This is a genomic window from Marinobacter sp. F4206, assembly GCF_019392195.1.
In the GTDB taxonomy this organism is placed as follows: domain Bacteria; phylum Pseudomonadota; class Gammaproteobacteria; order Pseudomonadales; family Oleiphilaceae; genus Marinobacter.
The window spans coordinates 1,025,712-1,042,434 of record NZ_JAHXKI010000002.1; the positions used below are offsets into that span (position 1 = coordinate 1,025,712).

The 16,723-nt window shown below is 58.5% G+C and carries 14 protein-coding genes; 9 read left to right on the top strand and 5 right to left on the bottom strand.

The features are described from left to right. Positions 1–199 precede the first annotated feature (199 nt). The 9 genes from KZO34_RS07150 (at position 200) to KZO34_RS07190 (ending at position 9,786) form a co-directional block, all read left to right on the top strand. Complete coding sequence (locus tag KZO34_RS07150; RefSeq protein WP_257900343.1) at positions 200–1,084, top strand: tetratricopeptide repeat protein; 885 nt, start codon at positions 200–202, stop codon at positions 1,082–1,084. Between the two features lie 193 nt (positions 1,085–1,277). Then, positions 1,278–2,390, top strand: a complete 1,113-nt coding sequence (locus tag KZO34_RS07155) for a branched-chain amino acid ABC transporter substrate-binding protein (RefSeq protein WP_219475008.1) — start codon at positions 1,278–1,280, stop codon at positions 2,388–2,390. Between the two features lie 162 nt (positions 2,391–2,552). Continuing rightward, entirely contained in the window at positions 2,553–3,476 is a 924-nt protein-coding gene (livH, locus tag KZO34_RS07160) for a high-affinity branched-chain amino acid ABC transporter permease LivH (RefSeq protein WP_219475011.1), read from the top strand. Then, entirely contained in the window at positions 3,476–4,747 is a 1,272-nt protein-coding gene (locus tag KZO34_RS07165; protein WP_219475014.1) for a high-affinity branched-chain amino acid ABC transporter permease LivM, read from the top strand. Before livH ends, KZO34_RS07165 begins: the two co-directional genes overlap by 1 nt. A gap of 6 nt (positions 4,748–4,753) precedes the next feature. After that, positions 4,754–5,509 (top strand): high-affinity branched-chain amino acid ABC transporter ATP-binding protein LivG, encoded by a 756-nt coding sequence (livG, locus tag KZO34_RS07170; RefSeq protein WP_219475018.1) that lies wholly within the window; start codon positions 4,754–4,756, stop codon positions 5,507–5,509. A 9-nt stretch (positions 5,510–5,518) separates the two neighbouring features. Beyond that, entirely contained in the window at positions 5,519–6,220 is a 702-nt protein-coding gene (locus tag KZO34_RS07175; protein WP_219475021.1) for an ABC transporter ATP-binding protein, read from the top strand. A 279-nt stretch (positions 6,221–6,499) separates the two neighbouring features. Beyond that, positions 6,500–6,964: a DUF3015 domain-containing protein gene (locus KZO34_RS07180; RefSeq protein WP_219475024.1), complete on the top strand. Its 465-nt coding sequence runs from the start codon at positions 6,500–6,502 to the stop codon at positions 6,962–6,964. 87 nt (positions 6,965–7,051) lie between these two features. Further along, on the top strand, positions 7,052–8,917 hold the full coding sequence (locus KZO34_RS07185; RefSeq protein WP_219475028.1) for an Lnb N-terminal periplasmic domain-containing protein: 1,866 nt from the start codon (positions 7,052–7,054) through the stop codon (positions 8,915–8,917). Then, positions 8,887–9,786 (top strand): alpha/beta hydrolase, encoded by a 900-nt coding sequence (locus KZO34_RS07190; RefSeq protein WP_219475031.1) that lies wholly within the window; start codon positions 8,887–8,889, stop codon positions 9,784–9,786. Before KZO34_RS07185 ends, KZO34_RS07190 begins: the two co-directional genes overlap by 31 nt. A gap of 195 nt (positions 9,787–9,981) precedes the next feature. Here KZO34_RS07190 and pnp read toward each other — a convergent pair whose 3' ends face one another. The 5 genes from pnp to infB all read right to left on the bottom strand — a co-directional run bounded on the left by pnp (position 9,982) and on the right by infB (position 16,712). After that, a complete protein-coding gene (gene pnp / locus KZO34_RS07195; RefSeq protein WP_257900344.1) occupies positions 9,982–12,096 on the bottom strand; it encodes a polyribonucleotide nucleotidyltransferase in 2,115 nt (704 codons plus the stop codon). A 361-nt stretch (positions 12,097–12,457) separates the two neighbouring features. Then, positions 12,458–12,727, bottom strand: a complete 270-nt coding sequence (gene rpsO, locus KZO34_RS07200; protein ID WP_219475037.1) for a 30S ribosomal protein S15 — start codon at positions 12,725–12,727, stop codon at positions 12,458–12,460. 78 nt (positions 12,728–12,805) lie between these two features. Then, positions 12,806–13,735, bottom strand: a complete 930-nt coding sequence (truB, locus tag KZO34_RS07205; protein ID WP_219475040.1) for a tRNA pseudouridine(55) synthase TruB — start codon at positions 13,733–13,735, stop codon at positions 12,806–12,808. Further along, on the bottom strand, positions 13,732–14,157 hold the full coding sequence (gene rbfA, locus KZO34_RS07210; RefSeq protein WP_219475043.1) for a 30S ribosome-binding factor RbfA: 426 nt from the start codon (positions 14,155–14,157) through the stop codon (positions 13,732–13,734). Before rbfA ends, truB begins: the two co-directional genes overlap by 4 nt. Beyond that, positions 14,157–16,712 carry a translation initiation factor IF-2 gene (infB, locus tag KZO34_RS07215; protein ID WP_219475049.1) on the bottom strand — a complete coding sequence of 852 codons (2,556 nt, stop codon included), beginning with the start codon at positions 16,710–16,712 and terminating at the stop codon, positions 14,157–14,159. Before infB ends, rbfA begins: the two co-directional genes overlap by 1 nt. Positions 16,713–16,723 lie beyond the last annotated feature (11 nt).

Genomic DNA, 16,723 nt, shown 5'->3' on the forward strand with positions numbered 1-16,723 from the left:
GGCTCGGGGGCGTTTTTTCGCCCGGCCACTATGCTAAGGTCTGCACCTTTCCGAAACCCTGTAAAACGGAAGCAGTTCAATGATCAGCCGACACCCAGACCGGTTTTTGCCCATGAGCACGACCTCTAAAACCCGCCCGGACCACCCGAGTCCGTTCAGCACCGTCCTGCGTGCCATGGCAGGCATCCTGGCGCTCACCATGACCCTCGCCGGGCAGGCTCTGGCGCAAGGCCAAGACACGACACCCCCCGGTCGTGAAGACGTTACAGCGGATGACGTGGCCGCAGCGCTCGCTGATCTGGAAGAGCCCATGTACACGCCATTTATCGAACTCTACCTGCTGGAAGAAAGCAAAGCCCTGCGCAAGGAAATGCAGAACACCCGGGCCGAACTGATCGAAAAGGTGGTCGACAAGGAACTGTCGGTGGCCGACAAGACCATGTCCTACGCTACCGATACCGTCACCTACTTCTTCTATCTGATCGCCGGCGCGACCTCGATCCTGGTTGTCATCGGCTGGAACTCGATCCGGGACATGCGCAACCAGCTCACCAGCCTCGCGGAAAAGCGGGTAAATGAACTGGTGGTGGAGTACGAGAAGCGACTCGAGGCCATCGAAGAGCAACTCAAGCAAAAGTCCGACATCATTCATCAGAACCAGGCGGAAATTGAACGCACCAATGAAGTGCATTCGCTCTGGCTTAAAGCAAGCCAGGAGACTTCCCAACAAAACAAGATTGCCGCCTACGACCAGATTCTCGACTTGCGACCGGACGACGTGGAAGCACTGAGTTACAAGGCCGACGCCGTACTTGAGATCCAGGAACCCCTGTGGGCCATCAGTCTTTGCCAACGTGCGCTAAAGCTGGCCCCGGATAATGGCCACGCCCACTACCAGCTGGCCTGTGCCTATGCCGAGATTGGGCGTTGGGAAGATTCGATCGCAACGTTACAAAAAGCAATCGACATTTCAGAGGCCTACCGGGACGATGCCTCGGTGGACCTCAGTTTCGAGCACTTGCGCGAGCACGAAAGCTTCCGCGCACTGGTATTTATCGACCAGGATGACAGCACGGACGCGTGACGCCTCTCAGAGCGGCACGGGCTTTGCTAGCAAGCTTGCTGATTGGAAGCTATCGACTTCCATTAGCCAGCTTTCAGAGCTCTGTGTTCACGAGCAAACTCTGGCCCGACCTGCTTGACAAGCAGCAGGCTGTGGTGTTTGTTTAACTCTCTGAGAACACAAGAATAACCCTGAACCAAACAGGACAGACCCAATGAGAACCTCAGTAACGAAACTCGCAACCGCTATCAGCACCTCCATCGCCCTGATGGGCGCCGGCCACGCGGCCGCCGAAATCCAGATCGGTATTGCCGGCCCGATGACCGGTCCCGTTGCCCAGTATGGTGACATGCAGTTCTCCGGTGCCCGTATGGCCATCGAACAGATCAACGCCAATGGCGGCGTGATGGGCGAAGAGCTCGTCGCCGTCGAATACGACGACGTGTGTGACCCGAAGCAGGCGGTCACCGTTGCCAACAATCTGGTCAATGACGGCGTCCGCTTTGTGATCGGCCACCTGTGTTCCAGCTCCTCACAGCCCGCCTCCGACATCTACGAGGATGAAGGCATCCTGATGGTGACTCCGGCGTCCACCAGCCCGGAAATTACCGAGCGCGGCTACGAGCTGGTATTCCGCACCATCGGCCTGGACAGCATGCAGGGCCCGGTTGCCGGCAACTACATCGCCAGCCTGAACCCGGAGCGGGTTGCCATCGTTCACGACAAGCAGCAGTACGGTGAAGGCATCGCTACCGCCGTGCGTGACACCCTCAAGGATCAAGGCGTCGAGATCGCCATGTTCGAAGGCATCACCGCCGGCGACAAGGACTTCTCTTCCCTGGTGACCAAGCTGAAGCAGGCTGACGTCGACTACGTTTACTACGGTGGCTACCACCCGGAGCTGGGGCTGATCCTGCGCCAGGCTGATCAGGCTGGCCTGGATGCTACGTTCATGGGTCCGGAAGGCGTTGGTAACAAAGACATTAACACCATTGCTGGTGAAGCGGCCGAAGGCCTGCTGGTTACCCTGCCGCCCAGCTTCGACAAGAAAGCGGAAAACCAGGAACTGGTTGCCGCGTTCGAAGACAAGGGCGAGGATCCTTCCGGCCCGTTCGTACTGACGTCCTACTCAGCCGTTCAACTGGTTGCCGAGGGTATCGAAAAGGCTGAGTCCACCGATCCGTTCGATGTGGCAGAAGCCCTGCGCAGCGGCGCTTTCCAGACGCCGATCGGTAATGTGGAGTATGACGAGGCCGGCGATATGAAATCGTTTGAGTTCGTTGTCTACGAATGGCATTCAGATGGAAGTAAAACTCCGGTAAACTAAGCCCAAATCGTTAACAAACGGTAATTTTAAGAGCACCTTCTCACCGCGATCCGGGAGAAGGTGTTTTTCTAGGCTCCTGTCGAACCTCCCCCACCCCCGGTCTGGATATCCCGGACCCGGTGAGCGGAAGCGGAGGGAGCAGGCTTTCGGAGTTTTCTAACAATGCAAGACCTCCTGTATTTCTCTCAGCAGCTCATAAACGGGCTGACGATCGGGAGCACTTACGCCCTGATCGCCATCGGCTACACGATGGTTTACGGCATCATCGGCATGATCAACTTTGCCCATGGTGAAATCTATATGATTGGCGCCTACACCGCGCTGATCGCCATTACCGGCCTCGCCTCCCTTGGCGTTGCATGGCTGCCGCTGATCCTGATCGTTGCACTGGTCTGTGCCATGATTGTATCCAGTGCGATGGGCTGGGCCGTAGAACGGGTCGCCTACCGGCCGGTTCGTGGGCGGCATCGACTGATTCCCCTGATCTCCGCCATCGGTATGTCGATTTTTCTGCAGAACTATGTGCACCTTGCCCAGGGCTCCCGCAACATTGGCTTTCCGGCACTGATTGAGGGTGGTTTCCAGTTTGGTTCAGACGGCGCCTTCCAGATGTCCCTGTCCTACATGCAGATCACCATCTTTATAACCACACTCATCTGTATGACCGCATTGTCCCTGTTCATTGCCCGCTCCCGTACCGGCCGCGCCTGTCGCGCGGTATCTCAGGATCTGGGCATGGCCAACCTGCTCGGTATCGACACCAACCGCATCATTGCGGCCACCTTCGTCATTGGTGCCGCGCTCGCCGCTGTTGCCGGACTTCTGCTGGGCATGTACTACGGCTCGGTCGATCCGCTGTTCGGCTTCATTGCCGGGCTAAAGGCGTTTACCGCGGCGGTACTTGGAGGCATTGGCAGCATCCCTGGTGCGATGCTGGGCGGACTGATACTGGGCGTGTCCGAAAGCATGACCTCCGGCTACCTAAGCGGCGAATACAAGGACGTGGTCTCCTTCGGCCTGCTGATCCTCATTCTGCTGTTCAAACCCACCGGCCTGCTCGGCAAACCGGAGGTTGAGAAGATCTGATGGCTGCTCAAAACTTTAAACACGCACTCTTCTGTGCCGTTATTACCCTGATTATTTCCTACCCCATCCTCGGGTTTAACCTTGAGGCCCAGGGCATCAACGTCACGATTGTTGGCGCTAACATCACCACGATTGTGGGCGTGCTCCTGGCAGCGCTTGTGGTGTTCTTCTTCCAGCTGTTCCGCGACAGCATCATGGGCAAGCTTGGCAACCTGTCCAGTCTGAGCTCCGGCACCCATAAAGAGCCGATGGCCGAAAACAAGCGAGCCAAGATCGAATCCTGGATCCTGACCGGGATTGTAGTACTCGCACTGTTCTGGCCATTCTTTGTGTCCCGGGGGGCCGTTGATCTGGCCACGCTGGTGCTGATCTACATCATGCTTGCGCTCGGTCTCAACGTGGTGGTTGGCCTCGCCGGCCTGCTGGACCTGGGTTATGTGGCCTTCTACGCCGTGGGGGCCTACACCTTCGCATTGTTGTCCCAATACCTGGGCGTTTCGTTCTGGTTCGCATTGCCGATCGGCGCTCTGCTGGCCGCAACCTTTGGCCTGGTACTCGGCTTTCCGGTACTCCGGCTAAGGGGTGATTATCTGGCCATCGTGACGCTAGGCTTCGGTGAAATCATCCGGATCCTGCTCAACAACTGGACCAACCTGACCGGTGGTCCGAACGGCATTGGTGGCATTCCCGATCCCACCCTGTTCGGAATGGAGTTTGGCCGCCGTGTTAAGGAGGAAGGCAACACCTCCTTCCACGAGACCTTCAACATTGCTTACAGCGGCGAACACAAGGTGATTTTCCTGTACCTGATCGCCCTGGTTCTAGCCGTGTTCACTGCCCTGGTCATCCGCCGCTTCATGCGCATGCCGGTTGGTCGCGCCTGGGAAGCCCTGCGGGAAGACGAAATCGCGGCCCGTTCCCTCGGTTTGAGCCGGACTGCAGTCAAGCTTTCGGCCTTTACCATCGGCGCGTTCTTCGCTGGCTTCGCCGGCACCGTGTTCGCCTCCAAGCAAGGCTTTATCAGTCCTGAATCCTTCGTATTCCTGGAATCGGCCATCATCCTGGCCATCGTGGTACTCGGCGGTATGGGCTCGCAGATCGGCGTGGTACTGGCGGCGATTGCCGTGACCATCCTGCCCGAACTGGCCCGGGAATTCTCCGAGTACCGCATGCTGATCTTTGGTGCCGCCATGGTACTGATGATGGTCTGGCGTCCGCAGGGGCTTATGCCTATGCGCCGTATTCACATTGAACTGAAAAAGCAGGAGTGACGGACGATGCTTGAAGTACAGAATCTGTCCATGCGCTTTGGCGGCCTGCTGGCGGTAGACCAAGTGTCACTGGACGTTCAGGAACGGGAAATTGTTTCCATCATCGGCCCCAACGGTGCCGGCAAGACCACTGTGTTCAACTGCATGAGTGGCTTTTACACGCCGACCGGCGGCAAAATCCTCTTTGAAGGCAGTGAAGTCCAGGGCAAACCGGATTACAAGATCTCACGGCTCGGCATGGTGAGGACCTTCCAGCACGTGCGCCTGTTCAACCAGATGACCGTGGTGGAAAACCTGCTGGTCGCCCAGCACCGGCACCTGAACACCAACCTGGTGGCCGGGCTGCTGAAAACCCCGAGTTACCGGGAGCGGGAACAGAAGTCGCTGGATCGGGCCGCCTACTGGCTGGACCGTGTGGGACTGATGGACCTGGCCAACCGGGAAGCCGGCAACCTGGCCTATGGCCAGCAGCGCCGCCTTGAAATTGCCCGCTGCATGGTCACCGAGCCCAAGCTGCTGATGCTGGATGAGCCGGCAGCCGGCCTCAACCCGGCGGAAACCAAGGACCTCAACCAGCTGATTGTCAGCCTGAAAGAGGATTACTGCGTTTCCGTGGTGCTGATTGAGCACGACATGAGCCTGGTTATGGATATCTCCGACCGGATCAACGTCATTAACCAGGGTCGCCCCCTGGCCAGTGGCACGCCGGAAGAGATCCGCCAGAATGACGACGTGATCAAAGCCTATCTGGGCGAGGCCTGAGGAAGAACCATGCTTTTATTAGAAGATGTCCACACCCACTACGGCAAGATCGAGGCCCTGCATGGGGTCTCCGTCGAGGTCAAGAAAGGCGAAATCGTGTCCCTGATCGGCGCCAACGGTGCCGGCAAGACGACGCTGCTGATGACCGTTTGCGGCAACCCTCAGGCCAGTTCCGGGCGCGTTATTCTCGAAGGCCGCGACATCACCCGGGAGCCGACGGCGCAGATCATGCGATCCGGCATCGCCATCGTTCCGGAAGGACGCCGGATCTTCTCCGGCCTGACGGTGGAGGAGAACCTGCACATGGGCGGGTTCTTCAATACCAAGACGGAGATCCGCAAGAGCCAGGAGCACGTTTACGAACTCTTTCCCCGTCTGAAAGAGCGTGAATCCCAGCGAGCAGGTACCATGTCCGGCGGCGAGCAGCAGATGCTCGCCATCGGGCGCGCCCTGATGAGCAGGCCCAACATGATCATCCTGGATGAGCCGTCACTGGGGCTCGCGCCACTGGTGATCAAGCAGATCTTTGAGATTATCGGGCACCTTCGGGACGAAGGCATCACGGTGTTTCTGGTTGAGCAGAACGCTCATCAGGCACTGAACCTGGCGGACCGGGGCTATGTCCTTGAGACCGGGAAGATCCGACTGCAAGACACCGGCAAGAACCTGCTGGCCAATCCGGATGTGCAGAACGCCTACCTCGGCGGCTGATACTTCCACAACCGGAACCCGACTAAAGCCGGCACTTGTCATCAGGTGCCGGCTTTTTCATTTCCGGCCCTGCCGCATTACCCTATTTTGAGAAATTTCACGGCCAAATCAATTACTCACATAACTTTACGCTTGCGATTACAGGATATGCACTATACTCAGTGGAACGGTCATCCTGTCTCCACAGAAACCAGTCAGGGCCGTTCCCGCAATGCCGCCGGTTTACCCATCTGGTGGCGCGGTATGCGACGACAGCTAAACCACATAAAGGAGTGGATAATGAAAAAACTGATCGCAGGTGCAATTCTTCTGGGCGCCTCTTCTATGGCCTTCGCACAGCCAGGCTGTGGCATTGGCGCAATGGTCTGGAAGGGACAGTCCGGTATTGCCCCCCACGTCCTCGCCGCCACAACCAACGGCACCTTTGGCAACCAGACCTTTGGCATGACCACGGGCACCCTGGGCTGTCAGACCAACCAGGCTGTCCAGTCCATGGCCATGTACATGGATAGCAACATCGACAAGGTGGCCCGTGACATGTCCCGTGGTACCGGTGAGAACCTGGACACCCTGGCGGTTCTGCTGGGCGTTGATTCCGCTGATCGTGACGCCTTCCGCAAGGTACTTCAGGACAACTTCGCGACCATCTTCCCGAGCTCTGATACCACCTCTGGCGAAGCGGTTGATGCCATCGTTGCCCTTCTGGAGCAAAACGATTCACTGAGCAAATACGTCGCAGCTTAATTCTGCCTCGTACAGGGATGCTCATGCGCCAGGGACGGCGCGCTATCCTGACCCATTCGCTCTCAGATCCGGACGCATCAAACACCCATGGGCTATACGCTTCGCCTTGGGCCAGCCATGCTCTGGCTGGCCCTCACCGTGCCTGTGCAGGCAGACACCCCCCGGAATACCCAAACACTCTCTCAGGATCCAGCCTGGCTGACACTGGGCCATTACCAACCCGATACTCTGGGCGGCGGCTTCACCAGCCAGGCCGATGACCCGGACTTTTTCCTGAGTGACAACGGCAAACACTCCCCGAGGTCTGAAATTGAGTCGACACTCGCCGCGATCCAGCGCCCCGGCAATGGCGACGGGCACGCCCAATGCCGCTTTCCCGCGCGAACAACCTGGCTCCGGGAGAAACTCGAACTTTCTCTACCCGAGGTCAACTGCCCGGCCTACGAGGAATGGACCGACACCCTCAACACCGAGACCGTCACGCTGGTGTTCGCTGCCTCGTACCTGAACAGCCCCTCGTCCATGTTCGGACACACCTTCCTCCGGCTCGACCCGCCCCAGGAAGACGAGGAAACCAACCTGTTGCTGGCCAACACCATTTCCTATGCGGCGGATGCCGCCGCCCACGACAGTGAAATCCTGTTTGCCTACAAGGGCATCTTTGGTGGGTACCCAGGCATTACGACCGTGCAGCCGTACTACGAAAAAATCCGTCTGTACTCGGACATCGAGCATCGGGACCTTTGGGAATACAAGCTCAACCTGACCCAACTAGAAGTCGACCTGATGCTGGCACATGCCTGGGAGATCCGGGACCACAACTTCGATTACTACTTCTTTGATGAGAATTGCGCTTACCGCCTGCTGGCGTTGATTGATGTAGCACGGCCCGGCACCGACCTGCTGGCTGAAGTGAGCACCCACGCCATTCCCTCCGACACCGTTCGCTGGGTGGTCGACAAGGATCTGGTGGCCGAAGTCTACTACCGCCCTTCCGCGGCAACCTCCGTCGCCTACAGCCTGGAGACCCTGCCCGACGATCATCAGACGCTGGCCGCCGCGGTAGCCAACGGCTACGTTGAGCCCGGCGCAGAAGCAGTCCGGGAGCTAAGCCCGGAAGAAAGGGCCCATGTGCTGGATGCTACCTACGACTACGTGCGCTATCAGAGCGAGGCCGAGGGCTGGCCACGTGAATTCGCCGCTCCCCTGTCCCACGACCTGCTGACCGAGCGCAGCCGGATCGACGATGCCACCGCGCCGGCCCTGCCACCTGAACCTGCCATCCGTGACGATCAGGGGCATAATACCTTCCGCGCGAGCATTGGAGCCGGACAACTGGCCCACCGGGAATACACCCAACTGACCCTCCGCCCGGCCTATCACGACGTTCTGGATCCGCCGGCCGGTTACCGTGCCGGGGCACAACTCCAGTTCCTTCGGCTCGATGCCCGCTATTACACTGACAATGACGAACTGCAGCTGGAACAGCTGATCGGCGTGGAAATCCGCTCCCTGAGCCCCAGAGATCAGTTCTTCTCGCCGCTGTCCTGGCAGGTCGGCTTTGGCGGACGGCGCACGGACACCGGCAGCAAGCGGGTTCTGACGCCTTATCTCGAGGGCGGTGCCGGAGGCAGCTGGATGCTGGGCAAGCGGGTCCAGGCGTTTGCCATCGCCACGGCCGACCTTGAAATCGACGACGATCTCGACCGGGGTTATGACGCTGCTCCGGGCGCAGACCTCGGGTTGCTGCATCAGAACAACCGGTTCAGCCTGATTGCCGGCGCCAAAACCAAAGCCTGGATCGTCAGCAGCCAGCATCGACAGGACCAGGTCTATGCCCGCGGCAACTGGCATCTCGGCCGGGATTTCAGCGCGTTTGCCGAATTCACCCGGGAAGACCACTTCGACAGGTACCAGAGCACATGGCAAGCCGGACTCCACGCCTACTTTTAACAGTCGCAAGAACCAGGGCCGGTGCGCTTGCCCTGGTGGTGATGACGGGCGCCCTGCTGCAAAGCGGCTGCAGCGGCGTGTTCTTCTTCCCGGACAAGGTGACCTACATTACCCCGGACCGGCTGAACCTGGCCTACGAGGACATCTACCTCGACACCCCCGACGGTGAAACCCTGCATGGCTGGTGGCTTCCGGCAGAAACCGCACAAGAAGACACCAAGGGCACCGTCTATTTTCTCCATGGCAACGCCCAGAACATCAGCAGTCATATCCTCAACGTCGCCTGGCTGCCGACGGAGGGCTACAACGTCTTCGCCATCGATTACCGGGGCTATGGCAAGTCCACCGGCGCACCGGACATTGAAGGCGCCCTCCATGATGTGGAGACGGGCATGCGCTGGCTGGCAGGGAAACCGGAGACTCAAGACACCCCGGTGTTTCTCCTGGGCCAAAGCCTGGGCGGAGCACTCGGCATCCCTCTGGCCAGCGAATGGGTGAAACGGGACGAGGGGCCTGAAATCCAGGGCGTGGTACTGGATGGCACTTTCTCAGGCTTTCGCGGCATTGCCAGGGAAAAGCTGGACAGTTTCTGGCTGACCTGGTTGTTCCAGATCCCCCTGAGCTGGACAATTCCAGCCGAGTACGAGGGCGTCGATCGCATCGACGACATCAGCCCCGTACCCACACTGGTCATCCACAGCGTCCGCGATGGCATCATCCCCTTCCACCACGGCAAAGAGCTCTACAAAGCGGCAGAAGAGCCAAAACAGTTCCTGCAGACCGACACGCCACACGCTGCAACCTTTGTAATTCCCGCCTACAAAAAAATCGTCCTCGATTTTCTCTCAAAGGCGAGTGACAGGTTTTGAGCAGCTATTGGGAGGCTCTTTCAAAACTGTTGAGGGCCAAGGACGGCCCGAAACAAGCCCACATGGACGTGCTCGTAGCGTGTTTTGAAAGAGCCTCCCAATAGCTGCCGCCCCCGAAGCAGGGGCTCCAAAAGCAAAAAAACCCGCCAATCCAGAAGAGAGGCGGGTTTCTTAAAACCGTCTAGCGCTTAGCTATCAGGCAGAGAAGTCAGTCGGCTGCTCGCCTTCCTGAACTTCCTTCATGGACAGCTTAACGCGGCCACGGTTGTCCACATCCAGTACCTTGACCAAAACTTCCTGACCTTCGCTCAGCTCGTCAGTCACGTTCTCGATACGGCGCTCGGAAATCTGTGAAATGTGCACCAGACCATCTTTGCCAGGCAGGATGTTGACGAACGCGCCGAAGTCGACGATGCGCTCAACACGACCCTTGTAGATCGCGCCAACCTCGATTTCCGCAGTGATTTCCTTAACCCGGTTAACGGCAGCCTGCGCCGCTTCCTGGTTGTCCGCGTAAATCTTCACGTTGCCATCGTCGTCCAGATCGATAGACGCACCAGTCTCGTCGCAGATTGAACGGATAGTCGCGCCACCCTTGCCGATAACGTCACGGATCTTGTCCGGGTTGATCTTGACGGTGGTAATGCTCGGTGCACGTGCCGACAGCTCCGAACGGGACTCGGCGATGACCTTGTTCATCTCACCCAGGATGTGCAGACGCGCTTCCTGAGCCTGCTCCAGGGCCAGCTCCATGATCTCGTCGGTGATACCGTTGATCTTGATGTCCATCTGCAGGGCAGTAACACCGTCTTTGGTACCGGCAACCTTGAAGTCCATGTCGCCCAGGTGATCTTCGTCACCCAGAATGTCAGTCAGGACCGCGAACTTGTCGCCTTCCTTGACCAGACCCATGGCGATACCGGCAACCGGCGCTTTCAGGGGAACACCTGCGTCCATCAGGGCCAGACTGGAACCACACACCGACGCCATAGAGCTGGAGCCGTTGGATTCGGTGATCTCTGAAACCGCACGGATAGTGTACGGGAATTCTTCGATGGTGGGCATAACCGCGGAGATACCACGCTTCGCCAGGCGACCGTGACCGATCTCACGACGGCCCGGGCTGCCCATACGACCGGCTTCGCCAACGGAGTACGGAGGGAAGTTGTAGTGGAACAGGAACGGGTCCTTACGCTCACCATGCAGGGCATCGATGATTTGCATGTCACGAGCGGTGCCCAGGGTGGTGGTTACGATGGCCTGAGTTTCACCACGGGTGAACAGGGCCGAACCGTGAGTGCTGGGCAGAACGCCTACTTCGATTTCGATCGGACGAACAGTCTTGTTGTCACGGCCATCGATACGCGGCTTGCCATCAATGACCTGCTGACGGACAACCGACTTCTCGATCTTGCCGAAGTACTTCTTGACCTCGTCACCGGAGGGCTGACCTTCCTCTTCGCCAGCAAACTTCTCAACGGCAGCGGTCTTGATCTCGCCCAGACGAGCATAACGCTCCATCTTGTCGCGGATGCTGTACGCTTCCTCGATGGCCCCGGCGAATTCGCCCTTGATGGCGTTCAGCAGCTCGGTGTTTTCAACTTCCGGAGTCCACTCCCAACGCGGCTTGCCAATCTCGGCAGCGAATTCCTTGATCGCGCTAACCGCAACCTGCATTTCCTGATGAGCGAACAGAACACCACCCAGCATCTGGTCTTCGGTCAGGCCTTTGGCCTCGGACTCGACCATCAGGACCGCGTCTTCGGTACCGGCAACGACCATGTCAAGCAGCGACGTTTCGAGCTCTTCGAAAGTCGGGTTCAGGAAGTAGCCACGCTCATTGGTGAACGCAACGCGGGATGCACCGATGGGACCGTCGAACGGAATACCGGAAATCGACAGTGCTGCAGAGGCCGCCAGCATGGCAGCAATGTCCGGATCCTGGGTCTTGTTGGCAGACATGACCGTCAGCACGACCTGCACTTCGTTCATGTAGCCATTCGGGAACAGCGGACGAATCGGACGGTCGATCAGACGGGAGGTCAGGGTTTCCTTCTCGGAAGGACGACCTTCACGCTTGAAGAAACCACCCGGGATCTTGCCAACGGCATAGGTTTTTTCAGTGTAGTTAACCGTCAGCGGGAAGAAGCCCTGGCCCGGCTTGGGCTCCTTGGCGCCTACCACGGTACCCAGTACGGATACGTCATCGATGGTCACCAGAACGGAACCGGTAGCCTGACGGGCAATACGACCGGTTTCGAGAGTGACGGTCTTGCCGCCCAGCTCAAACGTTTTCTTTACAGGTTTCAGATCCACAAAAAACTCCTGATCACTCTATGTCAGATAGATTCAACCTACACGCCCATGCGTGCGGTCGTTGGTCTGCAGGTGTCAGCCATATGATCCGAAAGGCAACCCGTCTGAAAGCTAACAGGCTGTTGCAAAACCCCGGAGAGCGATGGGTGCTCAACTCAGACCCACCCGGGCTTTTCAACAACCTGCTATCAATTTCGGCTTTCCATTACGACAGGGTATCCGTCGAACTCACTGACACAGCCACTGCAGTCTTACTTGGTGAGAAAAGCACAACCGGCAGAACCTCGAAAGGATCTACCGGCTGCCGGCATGCTCAGGCCTTAGCCAGAGCAGCCTTCAGGTCGAAAAGACCGGATTAGCGACGCAGACCCAGACGCTGGATCAGTTCCAGGTAACGGTCGGCGTTCTTACGCTTGAGGTAGTCCAGCAGCTTACGACGCTGGTTTACCATCCGGATCAGACCACGGCGGGAATGGTGATCCTGCTTGTTGGTCTTGAAGTGATCCTGCAGCTTGTTGATGTTGGCGCTCAGCAGTGCAACCTGAACTTCAGGAGAACCGGTATCGCCATCACCTTGCTGAAAATCCTTAACGATCTGTGACTTCTCACTGGCAGAAAGTGCCATATTTCACCTCATTGTTTGCGATGCTCTCGAATACGGCCGAACCGCGCATCTCTACAGCCCGGCTAACCAGCGACACGCCTAGCGTTTGTCGCTGTTCTTCACCAATCGGCGTGGGACCAGCTTGACCCCCTCACCTTCGGTGATTGCTTCCGCCAACCCCACGAAGCCCTCGTTGCCATACACGCGCACGAAACCTTCCTGAGATTGACCGGTTATTCTAACTGGTTGTCCGTTCAATATCGACACCAGCGAAGGCCCCGCCAGCTTCACTTCCGGGAACATCGAAAGTGCGGCATCCGGCGCTACCAGAAGCCCGTCAAGGCTCTCGCCGCGCTCTCGCATCGCCTCCAGTTCCGGGACGTCATGGGCATTATCCAGGGTAAATCCGGACGCCATGGTTCGGCGCAAAGCCGTCACATGGGCACCACAACCCAGCGCCGCCCCAATATCCTCAACGAGTGAGCGAATATACGTACCCTTGGTGCAGCTTACAGCAACGTCCAGTTCGTTCTCACGCACCGCCAGTAGGGTCAGATCATAGATCGTCACCGGCCGGGCGGGACGCTCCACTTCGATACCCTCGCGGGCGTATTCATAAAGCGGGCGCCCCTTGTGCTTGAGCGCTGAGTACATGGAGGGAACTTGCTGGATATCGCCACGAAAGCGGTCGAGAACGGACTCCAGGTTTTCTGGCGACAGGTCCGCGGCAACCGGTCTCTCTTCAACCACCGCGCCTTCGCTGTCTCCGGTTTCCGTCCGGATGCCCAAGCGCGCGGTTGCTATGTAGGCCTTGTCGCTGTCCAGCATCATCTGGGAAAACTTGGTGGCCTCGCCAAAACACAGCGGCAGCACACCGGTTGCCAACGGATCCAGCGCACCGGTATGACCTGCCTTGGCGGCCCCATACAGGCGCTTGACCTGCTGCAGGATGCCGTTGGAGGTAATCCCCACAGGCTTGTCGATCACCAGAATTCCGTTGACGTCACGACCTTTGCGTCTGCGGCTCAAGCGTTCTGCTCCGGATCATTCTGGCTGTCATCGCCATCGCGGTCGACCGCCGGCTTATCGCCGACAGCCTTGCGAATGAGACTGTCCATCTTGCGGCTGTATCCCTGCAGGGTATCGAAGTGGAACCGAAGCTGGGGAACGACCCGCAGCTTCATCGCCCGTCCGACCTGGCCTCGCAGGAAACCCGAGGCCTTGGCCAGTACCTTGAGGGAATCCTGAACCTCCGGGGACTCCTCGGTCAGATCCTCGGTAGACAGAAGCGACACGTAAACATCGGCATAGCCGAGGTCACGGCTCACCTTGACCGCATTGACCGTGACCATGCCGACCCGCGGGTCTTTGACTTCCCGCTGGATCAGCTGGGCCAGTTCCCGCTGCATCTGATCGCCGATACGATCAATACGACTGAACTCTCTTGGCATCAGGCCCCCGTGGACTCGAGCTTACGCTCGACTCGGACGCGGTCGAAGACTTCGATCTGGTCACCGACCTTCACGTCATAGCCCTTTACGCCGATACCGCATTCCATGCCGTTACGAACCTCGGGGACGTCGTCCTTGAAGCGACGCAGGGATTCCAGCTCGCCTTCAAAGATCACCACGTTGTCCCGCAGGACGCGGATCGGCTTGTTACGGTATACGGTCCCTTCAGTCACCATACAACCGGCGACCTGACCAAACTTCGGCGAACGGAACACGTCACGCACATCGGCGATACCGACGATGTCCTCGCGGAATTCCGGCGCCAGCATGCCGGTAAGGGCTGCCTTCACATCATCAATCAGGTTATAGATGATGCTGTAATAGCGCAGGTCGAGGCCTTCCTGTTCAACCAGCCGCTTGGATGCCGCATCCGCACGAACGTTGAAACCGAAGATGACCGCGTTGGTCGCCATGGCCAGACTGATGTCGGTCTCGGCAATACCACCAACCCCGGACGAAACAATCTTGACCTGAACTTCGTCATTACCCAGGTCTTGCAGCGCCTTGGTAATGGCTTCCAGCGAGCCACGAACGTCGGTCTTGAGCACGACATTGAGGGTTTTGACCTCGTCCTTGCCCATGTTCTCGAACAGATTTTCCAGCTTGGCAGCCTGCTGACGCTGAAGACGCTGCTCACGCTCACGAGTCTGACGGAACTCGGCGAGTTCTTTCGCCTTCTTCTCGTCCGCCACAGCGAAGAATTCGTCACCCGCGTCCGGCGTACCGTTAAGCCCCAGGATCTCCACCGGAATGGACGGTCCCGCTTCTTTGGCCTGCTTGCCGGCTTCGTCGGTCATCGCCCGAACCTTACCGAAGTAGGAACCGGCTACAACCATGTCGCCCTGGCGCAGGGTTCCGTTCTGAACCAGTACAGTGGCGACGGAACCACGGCCGCGCTCGAGGCTGGACTCGACCACAACACCCTTGGCCGGCGCATCCGGAGAGGCTTCCAGCTCAAGGATTTCAGACTGCAGCAAGACCGCTTCCAGAAGTGCCTCAATGCCGTCACCGGTGTGTGCGGAAACGGGGACGAACTGGACATCGCCACCCCAGTCTTCCGGCACAACCTCCAGGGCCGCCAGTTCACTCTTGATGCGATCGGGGTCAGCACCCTCCTTGTCCATCTTGTTGATGGCCACGACAAGCGGAACGCCCGCGGAGCGCGCATGCTGAACCGCTTCCTTGGTCTGCGGCATGACGCCGTCATCCGCTGCAACAACCAGGATGACGATATCGGTGCACTGGGCGCCACGAGCACGCATAGCGGTAAACGCCGCGTGGCCCGGGGTATCCAGGAACGACACCATGCCGTGATCGGTTTCAACGTGGTAAGCACCAATGTGCTGAGTGATACCGCCGGACTCGCCAGAGGCAACCTTGGTGCGACGGATGTAATCCAGCAGCGATGTCTTACCATGGTCAACGTGACCCATCACGCTGACCACCGGGGCACGCTTGGTTTTCTCGCCCCCTTCAAAGGAAAACTCGCTCAGCACTTCTTCTTCAAAAGCGTCGTCGCTGACGGTCTTTGCCTTGTGGCCCAGCTCTTCAGTTACCAGAACAGCAGTTTCCTGATCCAGCGCCTGATTAATAGTGGTCATCACGCCCATACCCATCAGGGTCTTAATCACGTCTGCGGCCTTGACCGCCATACGCTGGGCAAGGTCACCTACGGTGATCGTTTCGGGAATCTCTACTTCTCTGACCATTGGTTTGGTCGGCCTCTCGAAGCCATGACGCTTCTCTTTGGGTTTCTTTTTCGCACGCAGCGGCTTCCGCAGGGTGGTATCTTCTTCGTCCTCGGAAATCACCAGAGGCTCGTCCACCGGACGGCTGCGCGGACCACGATGGCCTGCCGATTTCTTCTTCGGCTTGCCTTCTTCAATCTCATCGCCGCGCTCGCGAGCTTTTTCCTTTTTCTTCTTCGGCTTCCTGTCTTTGCCTTCCCCTTCAGGTGGCGGGATAGGCATATCTTCCGGCGCCGGAACCGGTTCGGGCTCGGCCGCCTTCTTCGGTTTTTCCTCTGCAACCGGCTCGGCCTGCTCCGGGGCAGCCTCTTCACTCGGCTGCGCAGGAGTCTCGGCCTCAGCCTGAGGTGCCGGCTCTGCGGCGGCTGCTTGCGGCGCTTCCGCGACCGGAGCCGACTCCGGCTTACGCTCCTCTTCCGCAACTTCCGGCTGAGACGCCTCACCCTCAGGCTGCAGTTCAGCGCGCTTGATGTAGGTGCGGCGCTTGCGAACCTCCACGTTGACGGTCTTGGCCTTACCCGCCTTGAGTGTGGTGGTGGTTTTGCGCTTCAGGGTGATCTTGCGCGGTTCTGAGTCCGCCTCACCGTGGTTCTTTCTCAAATAGGCCAGCAACTGCTGCTTCTCATCGCTGGACACAGAATCATTTTCGGAACGGGCTTTCAGGCCCGCCTCAACGATCTGCTTCAGCAAACGATCCACGGGAGCGCCTACGTCTTCGGCCAGTTGTTTTACCGTTACTTCAGCCATACTGGTCCTCC

Excerpts from the sequence above, each read along its gene's own strand:
- KZO34_RS07190 (WP_219475031.1), top strand. The coding sequence starts at position 8,887 with ATGGCAAGCCGGACTCCACGCCTACTTTTAACAGTCGCAAGAACCAGG.
- KZO34_RS07185 (WP_219475028.1), top strand. The coding sequence starts at position 7,052 with ATGGGCTATACGCTTCGCCTTGGGCCAGCCATGCTCTGGCTGGCCCTC.
- rbfA (WP_219475043.1), bottom strand. The coding sequence starts at position 14,157 with ATGCCAAGAGAGTTCAGTCGTATTGATCGTATCGGCGATCAGATGCAG.
- infB (WP_219475049.1), bottom strand. The coding sequence starts at position 16,712 with ATGGCTGAAGTAACGGTAAAACAACTGGCCGAAGACGTAGGCGCTCCC.
- KZO34_RS07165 (WP_219475014.1), top strand. The coding sequence starts at position 3,476 with ATGGCTGCTCAAAACTTTAAACACGCACTCTTCTGTGCCGTTATTACC.
- livG (WP_219475018.1), top strand. The coding sequence starts at position 4,754 with ATGCTTGAAGTACAGAATCTGTCCATGCGCTTTGGCGGCCTGCTGGCG.
- KZO34_RS07155 (WP_219475008.1), top strand. The coding sequence starts at position 1,278 with ATGAGAACCTCAGTAACGAAACTCGCAACCGCTATCAGCACCTCCATC.
- KZO34_RS07175 (WP_219475021.1), top strand. The coding sequence starts at position 5,519 with ATGCTTTTATTAGAAGATGTCCACACCCACTACGGCAAGATCGAGGCC.
- rpsO (WP_219475037.1), bottom strand. The coding sequence starts at position 12,727 with ATGGCACTTTCTGCCAGTGAGAAGTCACAGATCGTTAAGGATTTTCAG.
- KZO34_RS07180 (WP_219475024.1), top strand. The coding sequence starts at position 6,500 with ATGAAAAAACTGATCGCAGGTGCAATTCTTCTGGGCGCCTCTTCTATG.
- KZO34_RS07150 (WP_257900343.1), top strand. The coding sequence starts at position 200 with ATGACCCTCGCCGGGCAGGCTCTGGCGCAAGGCCAAGACACGACACCC.
- livH (WP_219475011.1), top strand. The coding sequence starts at position 2,553 with ATGCAAGACCTCCTGTATTTCTCTCAGCAGCTCATAAACGGGCTGACG.